General features: G+C 58.5%; 17 protein-coding genes. 11 read left to right on the plus strand and 6 right to left on the minus strand.

Features of this window, described 5'->3' with window-relative positions; genetic code table 11:
* Positions 1-72: 72 nt before the first annotated feature.
* A complete protein-coding gene (locus BUC36_RS00620; RefSeq protein WP_073270435.1) occupies positions 73-972 on the minus strand; it encodes a dihydrodipicolinate synthase family protein in 900 nt (299 codons plus the stop codon).
* A 157-nt stretch (positions 973-1,129) separates the two neighbouring features.
* On the opposite strand from BUC36_RS00620, the gene pepQ reads away from it, so the two are divergent.
* Both pepQ and BUC36_RS00630 read left to right on the plus strand, forming a co-directional pair.
* Positions 1,130-2,473: a Xaa-Pro dipeptidase gene (gene pepQ, locus BUC36_RS00625; RefSeq protein WP_073270436.1), complete on the plus strand. Its 1,344-nt coding sequence runs from the start codon at positions 1,130-1,132 to the stop codon at positions 2,471-2,473.
* Positions 2,470-3,714 carry an NAD(P)/FAD-dependent oxidoreductase gene (locus BUC36_RS00630; RefSeq protein WP_073270438.1) on the plus strand — a complete coding sequence of 415 codons (1,245 nt, stop codon included), beginning with the start codon at positions 2,470-2,472 and terminating at the stop codon, positions 3,712-3,714. The genes pepQ and BUC36_RS00630 overlap by 4 nt, the downstream gene beginning before the upstream one ends.
* A 161-nt stretch (positions 3,715-3,875) precedes the next feature.
* Here BUC36_RS00630 and BUC36_RS00635 read toward each other — a convergent pair whose 3' ends face one another.
* The 3 genes from BUC36_RS00635 to BUC36_RS00645 form a co-directional block, all read right to left on the minus strand.
* Positions 3,876-4,754 carry a peptidylprolyl isomerase gene (locus BUC36_RS00635; RefSeq protein WP_073270440.1) on the minus strand — a complete coding sequence of 293 codons (879 nt, stop codon included), beginning with the start codon at positions 4,752-4,754 and terminating at the stop codon, positions 3,876-3,878.
* A 121-nt stretch (positions 4,755-4,875) separates the two neighbouring features.
* The gene (locus BUC36_RS00640) at positions 4,876-5,964 is read right to left on the minus strand and encodes a M24 family metallopeptidase (protein WP_073270443.1); all 1,089 of its coding nucleotides are present in this window, start codon (positions 5,962-5,964) and stop codon (positions 4,876-4,878) included.
* A complete protein-coding gene (locus BUC36_RS00645) occupies positions 5,961-7,319 on the minus strand; it encodes an MFS transporter (RefSeq protein WP_073270445.1) in 1,359 nt (452 codons plus the stop codon). Before BUC36_RS00645 ends, BUC36_RS00640 begins: the two co-directional genes overlap by 4 nt.
* A gap of 274 nt (positions 7,320-7,593) precedes the next feature.
* Here BUC36_RS00645 and BUC36_RS00650 point away from each other — a divergent pair, with 274 nt between their 5' ends.
* The 4 genes from BUC36_RS00650 to BUC36_RS00665 all read left to right on the plus strand — a co-directional run bounded on the left by BUC36_RS00650 (position 7,594) and on the right by BUC36_RS00665 (position 13,746).
* Positions 7,594-8,274, plus strand: coding sequence for a TetR/AcrR family transcriptional regulator (locus BUC36_RS00650; protein WP_073270446.1), 681 nt, complete (start codon positions 7,594-7,596; stop codon positions 8,272-8,274).
* The gene (locus BUC36_RS00655) at positions 8,267-8,824 is read left to right on the plus strand and encodes a DUF1285 domain-containing protein (RefSeq protein ID WP_073270448.1); all 558 of its coding nucleotides are present in this window, start codon (positions 8,267-8,269) and stop codon (positions 8,822-8,824) included. Before BUC36_RS00650 ends, BUC36_RS00655 begins: the two co-directional genes overlap by 8 nt.
* Before the next feature lie 405 nt (positions 8,825-9,229).
* Positions 9,230-10,900 carry a serine/threonine protein kinase gene (locus BUC36_RS00660; RefSeq protein ID WP_073270450.1) on the plus strand — a complete coding sequence of 557 codons (1,671 nt, stop codon included), beginning with the start codon at positions 9,230-9,232 and terminating at the stop codon, positions 10,898-10,900.
* A gap of 245 nt (positions 10,901-11,145) precedes the next feature.
* Positions 11,146-13,746, plus strand: coding sequence for a TonB-dependent receptor domain-containing protein (locus BUC36_RS00665; protein ID WP_234994850.1), 2,601 nt, complete (start codon positions 11,146-11,148; stop codon positions 13,744-13,746).
* A 94-nt stretch (positions 13,747-13,840) separates the two neighbouring features.
* On the opposite strand, the gene BUC36_RS00670 is transcribed toward BUC36_RS00665, so the two are convergent.
* Both BUC36_RS00670 and BUC36_RS00675 read right to left on the minus strand, forming a co-directional pair.
* Complete coding sequence (locus BUC36_RS00670; RefSeq protein ID WP_073270452.1) at positions 13,841-14,470, minus strand: cysteine hydrolase family protein; 630 nt, start codon at positions 14,468-14,470, stop codon at positions 13,841-13,843.
* 128 nt (positions 14,471-14,598) lie between these two features.
* A complete protein-coding gene (locus tag BUC36_RS00675; RefSeq protein ID WP_200797222.1) occupies positions 14,599-16,221 on the minus strand; it encodes an electron transfer flavoprotein-ubiquinone oxidoreductase in 1,623 nt (540 codons plus the stop codon).
* Positions 16,222-16,592: 371 nt separating this feature from the next.
* Between BUC36_RS00675 and BUC36_RS00680 the strand changes: the two genes are divergently transcribed.
* The 5 genes from BUC36_RS00680 to gspE all read left to right on the plus strand — a co-directional run bounded on the left by BUC36_RS00680 (position 16,593) and on the right by gspE (position 22,721).
* Positions 16,593-17,342: an electron transfer flavoprotein subunit beta/FixA family protein gene (locus tag BUC36_RS00680; RefSeq protein ID WP_073270456.1), complete on the plus strand. Its 750-nt coding sequence runs from the start codon at positions 16,593-16,595 to the stop codon at positions 17,340-17,342.
* Positions 17,342-18,271 carry an electron transfer flavoprotein subunit alpha/FixB family protein gene (locus tag BUC36_RS00685; protein WP_073270458.1) on the plus strand — a complete coding sequence of 310 codons (930 nt, stop codon included), beginning with the start codon at positions 17,342-17,344 and terminating at the stop codon, positions 18,269-18,271. The genes BUC36_RS00680 and BUC36_RS00685 overlap by 1 nt, the downstream gene beginning before the upstream one ends.
* 230 nt (positions 18,272-18,501) lie before the next feature.
* Complete coding sequence (locus tag BUC36_RS00690) at positions 18,502-19,188, plus strand: type II secretion system protein N (RefSeq protein ID WP_073270460.1); 687 nt, start codon at positions 18,502-18,504, stop codon at positions 19,186-19,188.
* A 60-nt stretch (positions 19,189-19,248) separates the two neighbouring features.
* Positions 19,249-21,228, plus strand: a complete 1,980-nt coding sequence (gene gspD, locus BUC36_RS00695; RefSeq protein ID WP_073270461.1) for a type II secretion system secretin GspD — start codon at positions 19,249-19,251, stop codon at positions 21,226-21,228.
* Positions 21,229-21,254: 26 nt separating this feature from the next.
* Positions 21,255-22,721, plus strand: coding sequence for a type II secretion system ATPase GspE (gspE, locus tag BUC36_RS00700; RefSeq protein WP_327049678.1), 1,467 nt, complete (start codon positions 21,255-21,257; stop codon positions 22,719-22,721).
* Positions 22,722-22,804 lie beyond the last annotated feature (83 nt).

The following is a 22,804-nucleotide window of genomic DNA, read 5'->3' on the forward strand; positions in this document are numbered from 1 at the left end:
CTACCAGGTTGGACGTCGCGTTGCGGAAGCCGCTATGCAGGCATTCCGCAGCGCGTGGCCGGACGGATCGCGTCAAGCGATCGCGGGGCGCGTGGCAATCGCCTTGCGAATAATCGCCAGCACTTCCTCGCGCTCTTCGCCAGTTACTGGCAGGCGCGGGTTGCGGCACAGCTCACTGCCATAGCCGCACTCCTGTACCGTCAGTTTGATGTATTGCACCAGCTTGGGTCTGGTATCCAGGTGCAGCAGTGGGGTGTACCAGCGGTAGATCTTGCGCGCTTCTTCGTAATTGCCGCTCGTGGCCAGATCCCACAACAGGCGATTTTCCTGCGGGAAGGCGTTGACTAGTCCGGAGATCCAGCCGTGCGCACCGAGGGCGACACTCTCCAGGGCCAGGTCATCGACACCGCAGAACAGGACGAAGCTTTCGTCGACGAGGTTGGCGATATCGGTCAGGCGCCGCGGGTCATCGGACGATTCCTTTACTGCGACGATATTTGGTACCTGGGCCAGTTCGGCCACGGTTTCCGCCGAAATATCGACGCCGTAACAGGCGGGATTGTTGTAGATCATCACCGGCAGATCCGTCGCGCCGGCAACTGCGCGGATATGGGTCACCACTTCGGCACTGTCTGCCTTGTAGGACATGGGCGGCAGTACCATCAGGCCGTCAACACCGGCTTCCTTGGCGGCGCGGGCGAAGTGACAGGCCTGTGTGGTCGTGTACTCGGCCACTCCGGTGAGCACCGGCACCCGGCCGGCCACCTGCTTAACGCTCGCGCGCAGTACCTCGATCTTCTCTTCAATGCTCAGCGAACAGTTTTCCCCGACGGTTCCCAACATGACCAGGCCGTTGATGCCGGCGTTGAGCATGACTTCCAGATGCTCCATGGTCGCGGGGATGTTCAGGCTCTCGTCGGCGTTGAATTGGGTGGTCGCTGCGGGGAAGACTCCGCTCCAGTCGATTTGCATATCACTTCCTCATCAATGGTATTGCCCGAAATTGTTTGTTCCGGGCGGGGTGCAGAAACTGCTTTATGGTGAATTGTTATTGTGTACAATAAATAACGTTTGCAGAGACTGTCAACAGAAAACTGGTTACGCCACCAAGTGGTGATAGGGAGGGGAAATGAATCTGGACCTGCTTTACCGCGAACATATCGCCGAGCTGTGTGTACGACATGCGCGAGCCCTGGATAACAGTGGCTACGATCAACTGCTGATCCACGCCGGCGCGCCCGGCACCGCATTTATGGACGACAACGACTATCCCTTCCGGGTAAATCCGCATTTCAAACACTGGCTGCCGCTACTGGAGCACCCCTATTCGGTACTGGTAGTGGCTGCCGGCGAGCGACCGCGGCTGATTTACTTTCAGCCAGAGGACTACTGGCACAAGCCGCCGGAGGATCCCGAGGGATCTTGGGTGGAGCACTTCGATGTGGTGCTGGCGAAATCGAAACAAGATATTGTCGCCGCGCTGCCATCCCGCCTGGAACGCACCGCCTATATCGGTGAGCAACCGCAGTTGCTGGGCGATTTCGCCGCCGCGCAGGTTAATCCCCCGCGGCTGATCGCCGAGCTGCACTTCCAGCGTGCCTATAAGACCGAGTACGAGATTGCCTGTCTCGGCTGTGCGAACGTGATTGCCGCCCGGGGTCATAAGGCCGCGCGCGCGGCGTTTTTGGCGGGTGGAACTGAGCTGGATATTCACCACGCCTACCTGCGTGGCGCCGGTGTACTTGAGAGCGAGTTGCCCTATGCGAATATCGTCGCGGTCAATAACCACAGCTCGATACTGCATTACCACGGCGCCGACCGCAGCCCGATGCTGCCGCAGGATATCCACTCGCTGGTAATCGACGCAGGTGCGCAATTCCGCGGTTATGCCAGTGATATCACCCGCAGTTACGCGTTCCACAAGGGCGAATACGCAGAACTGGTGCAGGCCGTGGATCAAGAGCAGCTGGCGCTGGTGGACGAAATCCAAATCGGTATGGACTTTGCCGAGCTGCACTGGCGCGGCCACCTGCGAATGGCACACCTGTTGTCCCGCTTTGAACTGGTGCGCCTCGAGGCCGCAGATATTGTCGAGCTGGGTATCAGTCGTGCATTCTTCCCCTGCGGACTCGGCCACTTTATTGGTTTGCAAGTACACGATGTTGGTGGTTACCTGAAGGCGCCGGACGGCGAGGAATTTGCGCGCGATCCCAAGGCCCCGTTCCTGCGCCTGGTACGCAAAGTGGAACCGCGCCAGGCCTTTACGGTGGAGCCGGGTATCTATTTTTCCGATATGCTGCTGGAGGAGCTGGCGCGCAGCGACAACAGCCGCCATATCAATTGGCAAAAGGTGAACGAGTTCCGTGGCTACGGAGGGGTAAGGGTGGAGGACTGTGTCGTGGTCCACGATAGCGGTGTGGAAAACCAGAGTCGCGATGCCTTCCGCGCGCTGGCCGGGGACGGTGCGCGATGAGCAAGAAAATCGATACGCTGGTGGTCGGTGCCGGCATCGTCGGTACTGCCATCGCCGAGCGACTGCAGAGCCGCGGCCATCAAACCGTGCTGGTCGATCGCGACGCGCCGGGTGACGGGTGTTCGTCCGGCAATGCCGGCCATTTTGCCACCGATGTCGTACTGCCGCTGGCCAATCCCAGCACAATTCTCTCCATTCCCAAATTGCTGTCGGACCCGCTCGGGCCCCTGACGATCCGCTGGTCGTATTTGCCGCGCATGTTGCCCTGGCTGTTGCGCTTTGCCAGGGCCGCGCTGCCATCCAATGCGCGGGCGTCAGCGCAAATGCTGCGCGAACTGAACAGCCGGTCCATCGCTAGTTTCGATCGGCTGCTCGGTCGTACCGGGCTGCAGGCGCTGATGGTGAAACGCGGGGCGCTGACTCTGTATGAAACTGAGAGCGGACGCCAGCGTAACAGAGCCACTGTGGCGTTACTGCGCGAATTCGGCGTGCAGGTCGAGGAGCTGGATTCCGGCCCTTTACGTGAACTGGAGCCGGCAGTCATCAAAGACGTTGCCGGCGGCCTGTATTTTCCCAAGACTGCGCACACGGTAAATCCCCTCAGGCTGGTCCAGGAGTTGGCGAAGTCATTTTGCTCGGGTGGCGGTGAAGTCCAGCGCGCAGAGGTGCATCGTTTGCAGCCGCAGCCAGGTGGCCGCGTGGAGGTCGGCCTGGACAGTGGCAACATTGATGCGCGCAGGGTGGTGGTGGCCGCAGGAGCCTGGTCCGGAACGCTGGTTCAACAGCTGGGCTATCGGGTGCCGCTGGATACTGAGCGCGGCTACCATCTGATGTTGCCGCAGCCGGGCGTGGAGTTGACCCGTCCAATGGTCTCATTCGAACGGTCATTTGTGATGACGCCGATGGAGGAGGGCATGCGTCTCGCCGGCACAGTGGAGCTGGCAGGCCTGCGTGCTGCGCCTAATTACCGCCGTGCGGATATTCTGTTCGACCATGCGCAAAAGATACTGCCGGGACTGCAGCGCGGAGAGGCGACGCGCTGGATGGGTTTCCGCCCGTCGCTGCCAGACTCGCTGCCGGTGATTGGACGAGCGCCGCGGGAGGAAAATATCTATTTTGCGTTTGGCCACCAGCACCTGGGCCTGACGCAAGCGGCGGTAACCGCAGAGATAATCGACGACCTTGTCGCCGGGCGTGAACCGGCAGTGGATGTGCGGCCCTTGGCGGTGGACCGTTTTTGAAATGCGGAATAGCCGGGCTGCGCGTCAGAAAGCGGGCGCCTGCCGGATATGACCGGCGCCCGCACTCTGCCGCGTTCGGAACGCCAGGGAACCAGCTCCCACGACTCGAGTCTTTGGGGGGTTGCGAGTTCGGACGTTTTGCGGTTAGCCGCTGACGCCGGTCACTGTGAGGATTTTTGGCGGCTGGGCACGCCGACTGAGCAAACATCCACATAGTTCGGGCGCGCCACGAACCAGTCTTCCGGGCGGTTGCGCCGCGCGGCGATCAGCTCGGCAAAGCTGGGCGAATCGGTACTGAGCACTTCGATCTGCTGCCGCTCTTTTTGCGGTACGTCCGCGGCCACACGCATGCGCAGTATGCGATTGTTTTGCGGGTTCTCGAGAATTCCGCCGGCTTTGTCACCGCGTTCCAGCTGCTGCAGGACTTCAATTCCCTCGAGGACGCGGCCAAATACCGTCGTGTTGCGGTCGAGGTAGCGCTGGGCTGGGCCGATAACGGCATAGAATTCAGTACCACCGCTATCGATGTCCTGTTCGCGCGCCATGGCAAAGGCGCCGTTACAGTGCACCAGCCAGCTTTCGCCGGTAGCGGGATCGCGCGCCGCGGGAAATCCATCGATAAACCCGCTCTGCGGCGCATAGCCATCCGGGCCGGGAAGGGGAGTAAAGTGCTCTGCCGGAACATTTTTACGCGAAAATTCCGCGGGAATTGTCCGTTTCCCATGCTTAACCGGCTTCGCGCCACTCTGGTCGCCGCCCTGAGCGACAAATCCCTCGATCACCCGGTACACATTGAGTCCATCGTAAAACTGCTCGCGGGCCAGTGCCCTGATATTGGCGGCGTGCGCCGGTGCCATGGCGTCGGCCAATTCGATGACGACACGGCCTCGTTCCAAATCGAGATACAGCATGTTTTCGGTGTCGACGGTCCGCCAGTGTTCCGCGGGTGCCTTGGCAATAATCTGCGACGGGGGGCGGGGATCCGCTGCCTGGGCAAAGGGAACCAACAGCAGGGTGAAGAGGGCGATTGTTCTTTTCATTGTTTCACCTGAATTTTCATCTGCCGCTATGATAGCGGCACTTGCGCGTCGCGGCGATTCTTCGGAATCTGTGCCCCGGGCTTGAGTGCAACCACAGTGAGAGGCTGTGGTCTGATGACGTTTACAGTTCTATCAGCTCACGGCTGAAGTTGTTGAGAAGTTCCGGGCCAGACCCGGTAAGCCGCACATCGTCCTCAATACGCACGCCGCCCCAGCCGGGAATGTAGATACCCGGTTCTACGGTGACCACGTGATCTTCTTCCAGCAGTTCTTCAAAACCTGTGGAGAGATAGGGTTGCTCGTGGGTGTCGAGGCCCAGGCCATGGCCGAGGCTGTCGCCAGCGTACTCCGCGTAAGGACAAGCGGCGAGAAACCGGTTTACCGTTGCGTTCGGTTGGCTGTATGGAATGCCGGTGCGCAGTGATTCCACACCCAGGGCCTGCGCACGACGGACCAGCTCGTAGATTTCCCGCTGTTTGCTGTCGGCTTTGCCGAGGACAAAGGTACGGGTCATATCTGAGCGGTAGCCATCGACTATTGCCCCGAAATCGATGGTGATCAGGTCTCCGCGGCTCAATACTCGATCGCTCGGCATGCCGTGGGGGCGCGACGTCCGCGCACCCGAGGTGAAAATGGTGGGAAAGGCCAGCCCCTCGGACCCGGCGCGTTTCAGGAGGCACTCCAGTTCAACTGCCGCCTCTCTCTCTGTGATTCCCGGTTGCAGCAGACCCAGCAACTGCTCGAGCGCGCGATCACCGATAGCCGCGGCGCGGCGCATGCTCTCCAGCTCGGCGGGCTCTTTGCGCCGGCGCAGCTTTTCCACCAGGCCGCGCAGCGGCTTCACCGCAATCGTATCCAGATCGGCGGCCAGATTCAGCCAGCGGCCGTGGAGAAAGTGGTCGCGCTCGTAGCCGAGCTGTCGAATGTCGCATTGAGCGGCCAGCTCCCGCACTAGCTGGCCCAGTGTCTGGCGGGCCCGGTCGCGCACGATGATCTGTACCTCGCCGCACTGCTCCCGCGCCTGCTCTCCGAAACGGTAATCGGTTAGCAGGAAAGCTTCCGTTGCACCGATCAATACTGTTGCCACATCGCGCTCATCACTGGCGAAACCCGTGAGGTAGCGGATATTGGACATGCTCGATACCAGTAGCCCGTCGATACCTGCGGTGGAAAACTGCTCGCGCAAATTGCGGATACGATGGAGTGTCATGGAAGTACCTCTTCTCGGGCGGCGAGTTGCCGCGCCATTTTTTTGTCGAACCAGTAAAGCCCGGCGGCAGCTACGACACCGGCCAGGGCGAAGCCGCCCCACATCAGGTCTGGCCGGCCCCAGTCTTTGGCCAGGGTGCCGTAGCCCCAGCCGGACAGAAAGCCGGCCAGCAGGAAGCCAAGTGCCATGGAGAGAAAGTAATAGCCCATGAACATTGCCGCCCTATCGCGCGGCATGACTTCTGCCACATATTCCTGACTCTTGGGGGAGGCGATCATCTCGCCGAGTGAGAACAGCAGCACCGCAACGATGACACCGGCCCCGCCAAGCACTGGGCCAAATCCAATCCAGAGAAAACTAACCGAAAGCAGCAGGCTGCCGCCGATCAGCAGCGGCAGCACCGGTCTCCCCTGGCAGCGCTTGCTGATCACTATTTGCAATATCAGGATACTGGCGAAGTTGAACGCAGTGATAAATTCCGGTCCCACCTGACCAGGACTCGCCGAGGACACGGCATCGGCAATAGCCGGCGACCAGCTCTGCAGCCAGCTCAACAGGGGAGCCGTATCGACAAAGTCGCGGATATACAGCGGGAGCGTGATAAAAATTTGGTTGTAGCAGGCCCAGAATCCGGACATCAGCAACAGGTAGATCACAAAGGGGCGGTTGCGCAGTACCGTCGCAATTTCCCGCAGTGGCGAATGACGGCGTGCAGGTGCGGCAGCGTTGTGCCGCGGTTCCCGATAAAAGAGCAGCAGCACGAAGTTGATCCCGACCCAAAGCGCCGCCATCGTGAACACGCGATCCCAGCTGACCCCTCGTACGACACCGGCCACGAGCGGGCCGACAAAGCCGCCAATGTTCACCATCGTATAGAAAATGCCGAAGCCGAGACCGCGGTTCTGGTCGTTGGTGGTTCGACTGACGGTAGCTACTACTAGTGGTTTAAAGATCGCCGCACCCACGGCCACCGCGAGCAGCACGGCGAAGAAGCTCCAGAAGTCGCGCACTTGGCCGAGGAGGTAATAGCCCGGTGTCATGATGATAAAAGCCAGCAGGAACATGCGCCGGTAGCCGACTTTGTCCCCCAGTGCGCCGGTGAACACCGGCAGTAGATAGAGCAGGAAGGGTATGGCGCCCTGCAGGAAGCCGCGCTGGCCCTCGGAAAAACCGAGGCCGCCCTCCGCCAGTGGGGTGCTCATGTAAAGGGATGACAGGGTAAAGAAGCCGTACCACGCCAGGCGCTCGAAGATTTCCATGGCGTTGGCCAGGTAGAAGCTTGGGCTGAAGCCATCCGCATCCGGTCTGCCAGTTGTGCCGAGGCGGCTCGTGGCTGCGCTATTCACCTGTGACATGTCGCGCTCTCTCTGTTTATGCTTATTGATGTTATTGTACGCAATATATTAATCGGTGTCGCGATTCAGGAAATCTTCGAGTGCCGCATTTGAGGTTCTTGTGGCGCCAAAAGCAACGTTTTGGGGTGGTAATGCCGAAGGGAAGGGGCCGGAAATTGGCGTATTAGAGAAGGTTTTTCTCTATTTGCTTTTCCAAGTTGACCGAATTGCCTATCATTCATGAATGGATAGTCAATTTCAGTCTCCAAATTTACGGACGGATAAGGTCGGAAGTATGGACAAGGCAAAAGAGAAGGTGCAGCGGTTTCGCGCGCGTGAACAGCGCATTCTGGACGCGGCTCTGGAGCTTCTGCTTGAGCACGGTGAAGAAAAAGTCACCGTGGAGCAGATTGCCGAACGCGTAGATATCGGTAAGGGCACCATCTACAAGCATTTCATCTCCAAGACAGAGATTTACATGCGCCTGTTGATGGACTATGAGAAATCCCTGACCGAGCGCCTGAAGACGGCGCTGGCCGCGGCTGAACAGGGCGATATTACTGCTCCGGCGCGGGCTTATTTCGAGTCGCGCATGGCCGATCCATCCAAGGATCGCCTGTTCCAGCGCCTGGAAGAGAAAATCATTGCGCTGAATCTGGCGCCGGAAATGATTGCTGAGCTCCACGCCATCCGCAATTCCAACGCGTCGGCCCTGAATCGCGTATTCGAGCGCCGTATGGAGCAGGGCGTACTGAAGAAGGTGCCCGCCTACTACTACTACTCCACCTATTGGGCGCTGGTGCAGGGAGCCGTGGAGCTGTATCACTCCAAGTCCTTCGCCGATGTCATCGAGGATCGCGAGGGCCTTATGGAGTTCATCATGGATGTCGGTGTCCATATCGGTGACATCTCCGGCCGTCGCTCTCTGGAAGAGGGGCGCCCCGGCGGCGAGGCAGCGGGATCATCCATTGGCTGAACCGTTGTTCCAGCAGCTGCAGCAACTGCAGCGGGAGTTTCGGGGGCACCCACCGGTCCACAAATGGAATCCGGACCTGTGTGGCGATATGGAGATGGTGATTCGCCGGGATGGCCGCTGGATACATGAAGGGACCGAGATTCAGCGCCAGCCATTGGTCAACCTGTTCGCCAGTATCCTGAAGCGTGAAGGTGACGAGTACTTTCTCGTCACCCCGGTAGAGAAGATGCGCATCCGCGTCGAGGATGCCCCCTTTATTGCGACCCAGGTTGCGAAGGGGGCAAAGGACGGGCGCGAATGCCTGCTGTTTACCACTAACACCGGTGACGTGGTGTCCCTGGACCGGAACAGCGATTGGCAGCTCAAGCCGTTTGGCGATCCTCCCCAGCCAGTTCCCTACCTCGAAGTTCGCGATGGTCTGCAGGCTCGCGTTTCCCGTGAGGTTTTCTACCAGTTGGTGGATTGGGCGGAAGAGGGCGGACAGGGCGAATCAGCTGGAAAACTCTGGCTGCGCAGTGACGGCAAAGAGTTTTTGCTGGGTTCCTATTAGTTCCCCATTTAATTCCGCATTCCGTTTTAACTAATTCTCCATTTCATTGCCCCGAGCGATTTTGTATCGGGGCCTGCGATTTATTGGTCTGCACTTTTTCTCTTCTAATTGACTGCAATTCGTTCTCTGGGTGAAACCTGTTTGCAATAAAAATGTAATTTACGCGCTGGCGCGAAAAATTATTTCAAATATTCCCGAAAAAGCCCCCTAAAGTAACATTTCCGCAATATTCGCTTCCTACACTCCCTCGCGTCCGAATCGCTAAGGCGAACAAAACAAACACGGTTTCAGGGCATCCTGAAAATCGGTTTTTAAGAAATTCAGGACGCACAGCTGAAGCATAAAAACAGATTTTTAGCTGCCCACAATTACACCTATTTGGCAAAACTTCCGTTAGGGGGAACTATGAAGCAAGTAAACAACAAGCTGCTGCTGGCAGCGGCGATCTCCGCTCTGCTGGCCGGTTGTGACAGCGGCGGTATCAACGTTGAGCCGAAAACTGTCGACAATTCTGTCGACAACTCCACCAGCACACCTGCTCCGGTTGAGACCGAAAACCCCTGTGCTTTCTACGAGAAGGCCGGCAAGACCGTGCAGGGTGAATTCGTTGCTCCGAACTGCCTCTACTCTCCGAGCTTCGTAGACTCCGGCAACAACCTGACGGTTGATCTGTACATTCCGGCTCTGGAAGAAGGCGGCGCTCACGTGTTTGAAGGCAGCCTGTTCGTCGGTGAGAACTTCGATAATGACGCCGATATGGCTGCTGCCGGCATCAGCAAAGGTGGTGACGGCGCTAAGCTGACCGTCGAGGCCGGCGCTACCATTGCGTTCCCGGACAAAACCAAGTTCATGGTTATCAACCGTGGCTCCCAGCTGATCGCCCGCGGCAGCCAGACTGCCCCGATCACCTTCACTTCCCTGACCGATGTAGAAGGCACCGTTGGTCCGGAAGACGTTTCCCAGTGGGGCGGCCTGGTTATCAATGGTTTCGGCGTAACCAACAAGTGTGTGTACACCGGCTCTGTTGCCGGCGGTGACCTGGCTACTGCTGACTGTCACGTTGACGCGGAAGGTTCCGAGGGTGCCGACCAGTCCAACTACGGTGGCGCCAACAATGCGGACAGCTCCGGTGAGCTGCAGTACGTTGTGGTTAAGCACACCGGTGCAGCTGTGGCCAACGGCGACGAGCTGAACGGCATTTCCTGGGGCGCTGTAGGTAGCGGCACCATCGTCAAGAACATCGAAACCTACTCCACTTACGATGATGGTATTGAGTTCTTCGGCGGTGCGGTAAACGTTGAGAACTTCGTTGCCGTATACGTGCGCGACGACTCCATCGATATGGACGAAGGTTACTCCGGCACCATCACCAATGCGCTGGTCGTTCAGAGCGCGACCGACGGCGCCAACTGTATCGAGTCTGACGGTATCGGCAGCTACAGTGCCGGCACTGACTACTCCGGCATCATCGCGGCGGGTATCAACAGCCGCCCGAAAATCGACGGTCTGACCTGCATCATTTCCCCGACCGACAAGGCCGCTGCAACTCACGACTTCGGCGCCGGCTGGCGTTTCCGTGAAGGCATCATGCCGCAAGTGACCAACTCCATGGTTGTGGCTTCCTACAGCGCGGATGCCACTCCTGGAGATAGCAGCAACTACTGTCTGCGTATCGACGATGCGGAGACCCTGCAGGGTGCAGAAGACGGTGACATGGTGCTGAAATCCAACCTCTTTATCTGTGAAGAGCTGGTGAAAGGTAACAATCTGCCCGGCGGGCAGACCATTCAGCAGTGGGCCGAAGCCAACGGCAACCAGTTTGCCACCATCACCGGTGCAACCGATCCGACTGCGACTGCCGATACCGGCCTGCAGGTACTGGAAGGTACTCCGTCTATCTTCTCCATCGCTGCTGCCAGCATGATGGTTGATGGCGCCGCTACTACCGTCGTACCGGATCCGGCTACTCGTGCTTACATCGGTGCGCTGAGCCAGGGCGGTACTGACTGGACACTGGGCTGGACTTACGGCCTGCACGACGGCGCTCGCGGTCAGGCACTGTGGTTCGAAAACTAAGTGTAACGCTTAGTCCCAGGGATTAGATCCCGGTCTGGGGGCGCCGCTTTCGCTACGGGAGTCGGCGCCCTCTTCGATTCCACCGTGTCAATCAGAAACGATAAGAGGCCATGGTTATGGTTAAGAAAGAAAAATTTCAAAGAGCGCCGTTGGTATTGGCTGTGGCCGCGGCCTCGACTCTCGGAACTGGCGCTTTTGCACAGGACGCTGAGCTGATCGAAAATTCTGCAGGCCCAGCGCCTCAGGTGAGCGCTCCCGCGATCGAAGAAGTCATGGTGCAAGGGCGCCTGCGCGATTCTGCCGAGATGCTGATCAATGAGCGTCTCGATGAAGAGGTAGTTACCGACGTTCTCGGTTCAGAAATGATCGGGCGCGTGGGGGACTCCACCGTCGCTGCGGCATTGCGTCGCGTGTCCGGCCTGACATTGGTGAGCGAGAAGTTCGTCTATGTACGCGGCCTGGGTGAGCGCTATTCCAACACCACCCTAAATGGTGCGACGGTTCCCTCGCCGGACCTGACTCGCAATGTGATCCCGCTGGATATCTTTCCCACTTCGGTAGTCGAGTCCCTGGCGGTGCAGAAGACCTATTCCGCTGATCAGGCGGCCACTTTCGGTGGCGGCAATGTCGATATCCGCACCAAAGGCATTCCGGAACAGCTGACTTACTCGCTGGAAATCGGTAGTGGTTTTAACAGTGAAACCAAAGGGGATGTACTGAGTTACAACGGCGGTTCCGATGACGATTTCGGTACCGACGATGGCACTCGCGCAATGTCGCGCGAAATCGATCGCGCTCTCGAGCGCTTCAACGGTAGTCTCGGTGTGCAGAATATCCGCGCTACCCTGATCAAAGAGGGTAACGTATATGGTAGCGCGCATGAAGCTACTGCTGCGGCGGCCGCCCTCAACCGCGAGTTGGCTCTGAACCTCAATCGCGATATCGCGATCGAGGAGGATTCGAGCCAGCCTGACTATGATGTCAAAGGCAGCGTAGGTAATCAGTTTTACTTTGGGGACAATTGGCAGGTTGGCTTCCTCGCCGGTGCCTCCTATAAAAATCAGTTGCGCGAAGAGAACAAGCTGAAGCGCAGCTATGGTTTCCCGGATGAGCGTATTGACACTGAGAATAAGTCCATCTATTCGGTGGATTTGACGGGGAACTTGAACGTCGGTGTGAATTTTGCCGACGAACACGATGTTTCTGCGACAAGTTTGTATCTGCGCAATACCGACGATTCCACTGCTGTTCGCGATTACTTCAACGAGAATGGAGAGGTGTCGAGCGGACATGGATTCCGCGAGTACTCGCTCAAATATGAAGAACGCGACATGGTGGTCAACCAGGTTAAGGGCAGTCACTCCATCGGCCCGGAAAGCAAGCGTCTGCTGCCGCTTGTTGGCTGGGTGCCGGAAGATATCCGCGTAGATTGGTTCTACACCGATGCGCGTGCGGCAACCGATATTCCTAACGAGGTGAATATCTCGGCGATAACCGATGCCGATCCGGTCACCGGTGAAGTGCTGGACTCGCAGGTTTCCGGCGCAGCCGGTCCGTCTGCCAGCTATCGCTTTACCAAGCTTGAAGATGAGGTCATCAACTACGGTTGGTCCGCGACCCTCCCGCTCGAGTTTTCCTCTTCCAGTCTGGAACTGAGCGGCGGCGTGGCGCGCACAGAAAAAGGTCGCAGCTACAAGGAAACGAACCTCGTGCTGGAACAGGATGCCGACAGTTCCATTCTGCAGGGTGCTCTGGACGACGTGTTTTCTGACGAGCACATCAGCGATGCAGAAAACGATTTTGTGCTCGGTGTTGCTGGTAACAACCGTAGCTATCTTGCGGCCACGCTGACCGATGCGGTTTTCGGTAAAGTAGACTGGACACTGAATGAAACCTGGCGTGTTTCCGCGGGTGCCCGTTGGGAAGACTATAACCAGGTTGCAATCAAGTGGAATCCTTACGGAAATACCGTCGACAACCCCCAGGTAAACGTGAACGATCCCGATGCGATTCGCTCGTTCAGTGAGGATAAAATTTATCCGTCACTTTCGCTGACGTATATGGGCAACCTTTGGGCTGAGACGTTCCAGTTGCGTTTGGGTGCCAGTAAGACTGCTGTGCGGCCGGACCTGCGGGAAATTACCGACGCGATCTACATTGACCCGATTACCGGTGAGCGCATCAGCGGAAACCCGAATACTCGCCCGTCGGAAATTACCAACCTGGATGTGCGTGCGGAATGGTTCTTCGATAGCGGGGATAACCTGACCGTATCCCTGTTCAACAAGGATATCCAGGATCCGATCGAGTTCTTCGAAAGGGCGTCCAGTGACACCAACATTTCCCGTGAAATTGTCAATGCCGAGTCCGGTGTGATCCGCGGTATTGAATTTGAGGGATTGAAGTCACTGGGCTTCATGGGTGAAACCATGGATGCTTTCTTCGTACAGGGTAACGTTACCTTGCAGGATTCTGAACTCATTGCCGGTGACGAAGCTGATGCTCCGACCAACCCAGAGCGGGAAATGACCGAAGCCTCTGAATATGTTGTCAACATGCTGGTCGGCTTCGATTCGCCGGACGGCGACCACTCAGCGACGCTGGGTTACAACGTATTTGGGGAGCGTTTGTACATTGCCGGTCGTAATGGTGCGCCCGATGGTTTCGAGCAGCCGTTCCACTCTCTGGACCTGACTTACTCCTGGTATCCGACTCAGGAGATTACTCTCAAGGCGAAAGTCCAGAACCTGCTCGACGAAACCATTGAGATCGAGCGTGCGGGTGTCATCGTCTTCGAAGAGAAGCCGGGGCAGACGTTCGCTTTGAGTGCACAATACAAATTCTAATTGGAATCCCTCAGGATCATTAAGATTTAAACAACAGGGACTCATTGAGGCCGGGCACTGATAGCAGCGTCCGGCTTTTTTCGTTGAGAGCTGCTCAGCTGACGGAGCGCAGGTGTTGCTGCAAATCTTCCACCAGTCCCTTGGTGTCGGCCACCTCACAGAAGCGGCCGTTTAGCCGCTCGATACATTCCAGCTGCAACTGTTCGCTGGCTGTCGCAGTGGCGTCCGCAATCAGAATTGGGCAGTAGCCGTAGTCCGCGGCGGCGCGAATGGTGGATTCCACGGATTCATCGGTGAACACCCCGCAACAATACAGCTGGGAAATACCCAACTGGTGCAGGTGCGCCTGCAGGACGCTGTTGCCGAAAGGGCCCGAGCCGGTCTTGTTGACAATGACTTCATCGCCGTGCGGTGCCACGGAGTCGATAAATTCCGCCTCCTGTGAGCCCGGCGTCGAGTGTAGGTCGCGCTTCTTGTGCCAGTAGGTACGGTCGCGACCGTCGCGGGTTTTGCTGCGCGTACGAATGTGGATGACCTCGATACCCTTGTCGCGGAAAACCGCCTGCAGGCGCTGGATATTCGGCAGCACCGACTGCTCCAGTGTGGTGAAGTAGTAGGTCTGCTCTGACTCATCGAAGGAGCCCAGGCCACCCCCGGTAAAGAAACCACCATCCGGGGAGGCAAACAGGTGCTGGAGGTCGATGCAGAGTAGGGCGGGTTTCATATCCGGTCTTCCGTTGTACTGACCGGAGGAAGCTTAGTCTGCTAAGTCGCTGGCGGCCAAAACAATGGCGCAGCCCTGCGGCACAGACATAAAAAAGGCGCCCGGAGGGCGCCTAAAAAACAAACCGGTTACATATTCGGGTAGTTCGGGCCGCCGCCACCTTCCGGTGCCACCCAGACGATGTTCTGGGTAGGGTCCTTGATATCGCAGGTCTTGCAGTGCACACAGTTCTGCGCGTTGATCTGGAAGCGCAGCTTGCCCGCTTCCTCAACAACCTCGTACACCGCCGCCGGGCAGTAGCGCTGCGCCGGTTCGTCGTAGATCGGCAGGTTGTGATTCAGGGGGATCTCGTCGTCCTTCAGTGTCAGGTGGCAAGGCTGGTCTTCCTCGTGGTTGGTGTTGGAGATGAACACCGAGGAAAGCTTGTCGAAGCTGAGCACGCCATCCGGTTTCGGATAGTCGATCTTCTTGCAGTCCGCTGCGGGTTTCAGCTGGGCGTGATCCGCCTTGGAGTCCCGCAGGGTCCATGGCAGTTTGCCCTGGAAGATGTTGATATCGATAAACGCATAGGCGGAGCCGACAATGTTGCCCCACTTGTGCTGTGCCGGGCCGAAATTGCGCTGCTTGTGCAGCTCTTTCCATGCCCAGCTGTCGCGGTACTTGCTGCTGTAATCGGTCAGCTCGTCATTGGCGCGCTCGGCGGCCAGGGCTTCCGCGACGCTCTCGGCGGCGACCATGCCGGACTTCATCGCGGTGTGATTGCCCTTGATCTTGGCGAAGTTCAATGTGCCGGCGTTGTCGCCGATCAGCAGGCCGCCGGGGAAGGTCATCTTCGGCTGGGACTGCAGGCCGCCCTTGGTGATGGCGCGGGCGCCGTAGGCCACGCGCTGGCCGCCTTCCAGGTACTGCTTGATCACCGGGTGGTGCTTGTAGCGCTGGAACTCGTCGAACGGGCTGACATGCGGGTTGCTGTAGGCCAGATCGGTGATCAGGCCGACGACCACCTGGTTGTCCTCCAGGTGATAGAGGAAGCCGCCGCCGTGGGAGCCGCTCTCGTCCAGCGGCCAGCCGGCGGTGTGTACCACCAGGCCCTGCTGGTGCTTGTCGTCGGCGATCTTCCAGATTTCCTTGATGCCGATGCCGTAATGCTGCGGATCGACGCCTTCGTCCAGCTTGAAGCGCTCGATCAGCTGCTTGCCCAGATGGCCGCGACAGCCTTCTGCAAACAGGGTGTACTTGGCGTGCAGCTCCATGCCGGGCATATAGGAGTCTTTGTGTTCGCCGTTCATGCCCACGCCCATATCGCCGGTGGCGATACCCTTGACGGAGCCGTCCTCGCCGTAGAGCACTTCCGCCGCAGCGAAGCCGGGGAAGATCTCCACGCCGAGATTCTCAGCCTGTTCCGCCAGCCAGCGGCACAGGTTGCCGAGGCTGATGATGTAGTTGCCTTCGTTGTGCATGGTGCTGGGCACAAAGAAGTTGGGGACTTTGCTGGCCTTTTCGGCGCTGCCCATCACGTAGATGTCGTCGCCCTTCACCTCGGTATTCAGTGGCGCACCGCGGTCTTTCCAGTCGGGGAAGAGCTCGTTCAGGGCCGTGGGTTCAAATACCGCGCCGGAGAGGATATGGGCCCCGACTTCGGAACCTTTTTCCACGACACAGACGGAGATGTCTTCATTGAGCTGGCGAATACGGCAGGCCGCTGCCAGACCGGCGGGACCGGCACCAACGATCACTACATCGTATTCCATTGATTCGCGTTCCACGGCGCTCTCCTCAGCTGGTTGCAATCGATTATTGTTGGCCGCAAATGGCCTTATACATTTATATTGGTCGCGGATTATATAGGTGTTTGAGCAACCCTACCAATTGCAGGACTATTCATTTGTCATGGCAAAAGTGCCGTATTTCAAGTACTTAGCCTAGAGATATAGTCAGCTTATATGCCGGGAAATAGATTTGCTGAATGGCAGTTGGCTCGTCTATTTGGCTATTGATTTTGCTCTATAGAAGGGCCACCATACACGCCGTTCAAACACTTGTTTGACTAGAATACCGTACTGGTTCGCGATATGAACTGTCAGTCGCGGCTCCCAAATGGCTTATTTAAGACGGGATTTCCATGAAAGTTCTTGTAGCTGTGAAACGCGTTGTGGATTACAACGTCAAGGTCCGCCCGAAGGCGGATGGTTCTGACGTCGATACTGCCAACGTAAAAATGTCTATCAACCCCTTCTGCGAAATTGCGGTGGAAGAGGCGGTACGCTTGAAGGAGAAAGGCGTTGTCAGCGAGATAGTCGCCGTTTCCATGGGTCCCAAGCAGTGCCAGGAGCAGATCCGCACCGCGCTGGCGCTGGGCGCCGACCGCGGCATCCTGGTAGAGACCGATGCCGATCTGCAGCCGCTGGCGGTGGCCAAGTGCCTGAAGGCGATCGTCGACAAGGAAGAGCCGCAACTGGTGATTATGGGCAAACAGTCCATCGATGGCGATAACAACCAGACTGGTCAGATGCTGGGTGCACTGACTGGCTTGGGGCAGGGCACCTTCGCTTCTGAAGTGACTGTTGAGGGTGAGTCCGTCAAGGTGACCCGCGAGGTAGATGGCGGTCTGCAAACCGTTGAGCTGAAGCTGCCGGCTATCGTTACCACCGACCTGCGCCTGAATGAGCCGCGTTATGCTTCGCTGCCGAACATCATGAAGGCGAAGAAGAAGCCGCTCGATACCACCAACCCGGAAGAGCTGGGTGTGGACATCACTCCGCGTACCAAGACCCTGAAGGTCGAGCCGCCGGCCGAGCGCCAGGCTGGCGTCAAGGTTGCCGATGTGGCGGAACTGGTAGAGAAACTGAAGAATGAGGCGAAGGTAATCTGATGAGCATTCTGGTTATTGCTGAACACGACAACGCCGAACTGAAAGGCGCTACGCTCAATACCGTCGCCGCGGCCAAAGCCATCGGCGGTGATGTTCACGTCCTGGTTGCCGGCGCCGGTTGTGGCCCGGTGGGAGAGGCCGCTGCAAAAATCGACGGTGCGAGCAAAGTGCTGGTGGCCGACAACGCCGCCTATGAGCATCAACTGGCCGAGAATGTGGCCAAGCTGGTTGCGGACCTGGGCAAGGACTACAGCCATATCCTGGCTCCGGCCACGACTACCGGCAAGAACATGCTGCCGCGCGCCGCGGCTCTGCTGGACGTGCAGCCGATCTCCGACATCATTGGTGTTGAGGGTGCGGACACCTTCAAGCGCCCGATTTACGCCGGTAACGTGATCGCGACCGTGCAAAGCAGTGATGCGATCAAGGTCATCACCGTGCGCACCACGGCCTTTGATGCGGTAGCCGCCGAGGGCGGTAGCGCGGCCGTTGAGTCCGTGAGCATCGCGGACGACGCCGGCATTTCCACTTTTGTTGGTGAGGAGCTGGCCGTTTCTGACCGCCCGGAACTGACTGCCGCCCGCGTGGTGATTTCCGGTGGTCGCGGTATGCAGAACGGCGAAAACTTCGAGATGCTGTACAAGCTGGCGGACAAGCTGGGTGCTGCCGTGGGCGCCTCCCGCGCGGCGGTCGACGCCGGTTTCGTGCCCAACGATATGCAGGTTGGCCAGACCGGCAAGATCGTTGCCCCGGATCTGTACATTGCCGTCGGTATCTCCGGTGCGATTCAGCACCTGGCCGGTATGAAGGATTCGAAAGTCATCGTGGCGATCAACAAGGATGAGGAGGCGCCAATCTTCTCTGTTGCTGACTATGGCCTGGTGGCGGATCTTTTTGACGCGATCCCAGAGCTTGAAACAAAGTTGTAATTTTTGATTAATATACTAATCAATATTGGAAAGGGCGGCATTGAGTCGCCCTTTCTTTTATTGGGTTGGTACTGTTTGCCCAACTTGGCGCGTTTTGCGAAGTGTGATTGAAAAGTGTCCACTATACTGCGCCAAGCCCGGAACATTGCCTTTCCCCGGCTGACGAAAGAGAATAGGCGTCAATAATTGATAAATTCAGTCAATTCTTGAACTGATACGCAGGTTTGTACATGTCCCCAGTAAAGCGAGCCGTTGGGTCCATCGGTGCCAGATTCGCACCGCGCGAGGCGCGCAGGTCACTGTCGCGCGGCGCCACGGCCTCTGTTGCGGTAGTCTCGGGGTGGCTGTTTTTTAACCTGCTGGCATATGGGTCGCTGCTGATTCCCGCTGGAGAAGAGGAATCCCTGCTGGCAAAACGCAGCAGTAGCGCACCCCGCGATCAGCGTATCGCCTCCCTGCCCAATACCCCCTTCTTTGGCCGCGCGCCCGTCAAGACCGAAAAGCAGCCAGAGGTGGACCTGACCAATATCCCGATCACCCAGCTTAATCTGGTGCTTTCGGGTGTGCTGGATAACAGCTCCAAGGACAAGGCGAGCGCCTTGGTGGCCGAGAAAGGCAAACCGGCGCAGCGCCTCTACGTTGGCGATACCCTGCCGGGTGGTGCCGAGCTTTACTCTGTCGCGGTCGACCATATTATCCTGCGACGTAACGGCAGGATGGAAAAACTGACCTACCCGGATGAAGATGGCCGCCCGAGCGTGCCGCTACGAAATTTCACCAATTACGCCAGCCAGGCAGCGGCAATCAGTGAGGCCAGCGAGGCGGGCAGGGGAGAGAAGCAGCAATCCATTCGCGAGCGGCTGGAGGAGTTGCGCAAGCTGGCCCGGGAGCGGCGGGCAGAGCATCAAACTAATTAATAAAAATCTGCAAAGACCAATTTTCCATTTTTCTACAAAATTAAAAGAGCCAGACAAATAATGATGAGGATGTTTTATCGGCGGCTGCTGGCCGCCGGGCTGGGATTGCTGTTGTCTACTGCGGTACTGGCTCAGGCTCCGGAAAGAGTCACTCTGTCTCTCGACAACGCCGATATCCGCGATCTGATCAACTGGGCGGCGGATTTCACCGGCAAGAACATCATTGTGCACCCGAATGTGAAAGGTAAGGTCACAGTGGTCGCCGGCGATCCGATGAGCCACGAAGAGGCCTTCGACGTCTTTATGTCGGTGCTGCAGGTCAACGGTTTCAGTTTGGTGGAGCAGGGCGGCACCTGGAAGGTGGTGCCGGATGCGCTCGCCAAACAGCAGGCGATTCCGGTCGTGGGCGATCAAACCCGCGCTCCGGCGGAATCTCTGGTGGTGCGAACGGTACGCGTGGAGAATATTTCTGCGGCTCAGCTGATCGCGATGCTGCGGCCACTTATCCCGCAGACCGGTCACCTGGCGGCCTACGCCGATACCAACACCCTGATCATCGCCGATCGTGCGGCCAATATCGATCAGATTGTCCGTCTGGTGAAGCAGCTGGACCGCGCCGGGGCTATCGATATCGAACTGGTGCCGCTGCAGTTCGCCTCCGCCAAGGACGTCAAGCAGGTCCTGGGTGAGTTGTTGCAGTCCGGCGGCAACAAGGGTGCGGCTGGTAGCGAAGTCCAGCCATTGCGCATCGCCGTGGATGAGCGCTCGAACAGCGTGCTGCTGACCGGCGATCCCGTGACCCGCCAGCAACTCAAGAATGTCATTCGCCGCCTCGACCAGCCGCTATCCGGTGAGGGAAACACCGCGGTGGTGTATGTGCAGTACGCCAACGCCGCCGACCTGAAGCCGATCCTGGAGGGAATGAGCGGCAGCATTCAGAAGACCGAGAAGGACCAGCAGGCCGCCGATGTCGAGGTGAGCATCCAGGTTAACGAGGCTCTCAACTCCCTGGTGTTGACGGCGCCGCCTGCGTTGCTGGAGACCATGAAGGGGGTGATTGCCAAGCTCGATGTGCGCCGCGCGCAGGTATTGATCGAGGCGATTATCGTCGAAGTTACCGAGGGTACCGGTAACGAACTGGGTATCAGCTGGATTGCCGGTGCCAACGAGGAGATAGTCGCGGGCTGGGATAACCGGCCGGCTACCACCGGCATCGATGAAGACGGCAACATCATCGATACCCTGAACCCTTTCTCGCTGCCGCTGACCAGCCTGACGGGACCGGGTGCCCTGCATTTGGGCTACCTGAGTGGCACCGATATTCGCGCGGCAATCAATGCCGTAGCCTCCGAGAGCAACGCCAACATCCTCTCCACGCCGACCATCATGGCACTGGACAACGAAGAGGCGGAAATCCTGGTCGGCCAGAACGTGCCCTTTATCACGGGCGAGCAGTTGCTGTCGGGCAGTAGTCGCGATCCCTTCACGACCATCCAGCGTGAGGACGTGGGCACCACGCTCAAAGTCACTCCGCGCGTGAACAACAACAACTCGGTAACCCTGGAGATCGAGCAGAAGGTCGAGAACGTACTGCCGTTTGCCGAAACTGCGACGGGCGCTTCAGATATCGTCACCAGCAAGCGCGAGATCCGCACCAAGGTGCTGATCGATGACGGTGCCATCCTGGTGCTCGGCGGATTGATCGAGGACAAGGTGACAGAGTCAATATCCAAGGTGCCGCTGCTCGGTGATATTCCGGGGATCGGTCGCCTGTTCCGCAATACCAACAAGGATGTCGACAAGACCAACCTGATGGTCTTCCTGCGCCCGAAGATCCTGAGTACCCAGGTGGCGGGCTACGAGGAGACGCGCAAGCGCTACCTCGATCTACAGGAGAAGCAGATTTATCTGAAAGACCGGACCAGCCTGATCTGGGACTGGCACCGCGGCGACGTGTTGCCGGACCTGCTGCCGCCTACTGGCAGCTATGACGATGGCGGTGTGCCGGTTGAGGTACTCGAGGCAGAAATAACAAAATGACGTCTGAAGCGGTAGAGACAGCTCCGATGACAAGGCGCCTCCCTTACGCCTTTGCCAAGCGCCACCGGGTGTTGCTGGTCGAACTGGACGGTCAGCCGCGCTGCCAGTTTGTGGCGCCGCTGAATCCGACCGTGTTGGCCGAAGTGCAGCGTCTCAGTGGCTGCGTGGTGGATATCGAAGAGGTCGGAGACGAATCCTTCCAGGCTGCCCTGCAGCGCCTTTATGAAAACCGCGAAGGCGGTAACCTGTCCGACGTCGAGGGCCTCGGTGACGAGCTCGACCTGGCCGCGATTGTCGATTCCCTGCCGGAAACCGAAGACCTGCTCGAACAGGAAGACGACGCACCCATCGTCAAGCTGATCAACGCGATTTTTGCCGAGTCGCTGAAGCAGGGTGCCTCGGATATTCATATCGAAACGTTTGAGAAGCGCCTGGTGGTCCGCTTCCGTGTGGACGGCGTGCTGCGCGAAGTTCTGCAGCCGCGCCGCGCCCTGGCGCCGCTGCTCGTGTCCCGTATCAAGGTAATGGCCAAGCTGGACATCGCCGAGAAGAGGGTGCCCCAGGACGGCCGTATCTCCCTGTTGATGGCCGGGCGCGAGGTGGATGTCCGTGTTTCCACCATGCCTTCGTCCGCAGGAGAGCGGGTGGTGATGCGACTGCTGGACAAGCAGGCGGGCAAAATGGACCTGGGCAAGCTCGGTATGTCCGATCGCGACCTGAGGGTGATGAGCGACCTGCTGTCGCGGCCCCACGGCATTCTGCTGGTGACGGGCCCCACGGGTTCCGGTAAGACGACCACTCTCTACGCCGGCCTCGGCAGCATCAACAACCGCGAGAAGAATATCCTCACCGTCGAGGACCCGGTGGAGTACAACCTGGAGGGGATCGGCCAGACCCAGGTCAATACCAAGGCCGATATGACCTTCGCCCGCGGCCTGCGCGCCATTCTGCGCCAGGACCCGGATGTGGTGATGGTCGGTGAGATCCGCGACCTGGAGACCATGCAGATTGCCATCCAGGCCAGTCTGACCGGCCACCTGGTGTTGTCGACACTGCACACCAATACCGCCCTCGGCGCCGTGACGCGACTGGTGGATATGGGCATCGAGCCTTTCCTGCTGTCGTCCAGCCTGATCGGGGTACTGGCCCAGCGCCTGGTGCGCGTACTCTGCTCTGAATGCAAGCAGCCCCACACGGCCGACGCCGGCGAATGTCGCATGCTCGGTATCGACGGGGACCGGGAATCGATCATCTTCCGCCCGAACGGCTGTGAACACTGCAATCACAGTGGCTACGTCGGCCGCGTGGGCATCTACGAACTGGTGCCGGTCAACGAGACGATGCGCCAGCTGATTCACGACCGCGCCTCGGAGAGCAAGCTGGTGGCGGAGGCGCGCAAGGTGGCACCGAGTATCCGCGACGATGGAGTCGCCAAGGTGCTTGCTGGAACGACTTCACTGGAAGAAGTACTGCGCGTCACGCAGGAGTCGTAGGCAATGCGGAATGATGAATTCGGAATGGTGAAAGCGCGTAGGATGGGCAAAGGAGCGCAGCGACGTGCCCATCATCTTAGTAC

It is taken from the genome of Microbulbifer donghaiensis, from assembly GCF_900129095.1.
Lineage (GTDB): Bacteria > Pseudomonadota > Gammaproteobacteria > Pseudomonadales > Cellvibrionaceae > Microbulbifer > Microbulbifer donghaiensis.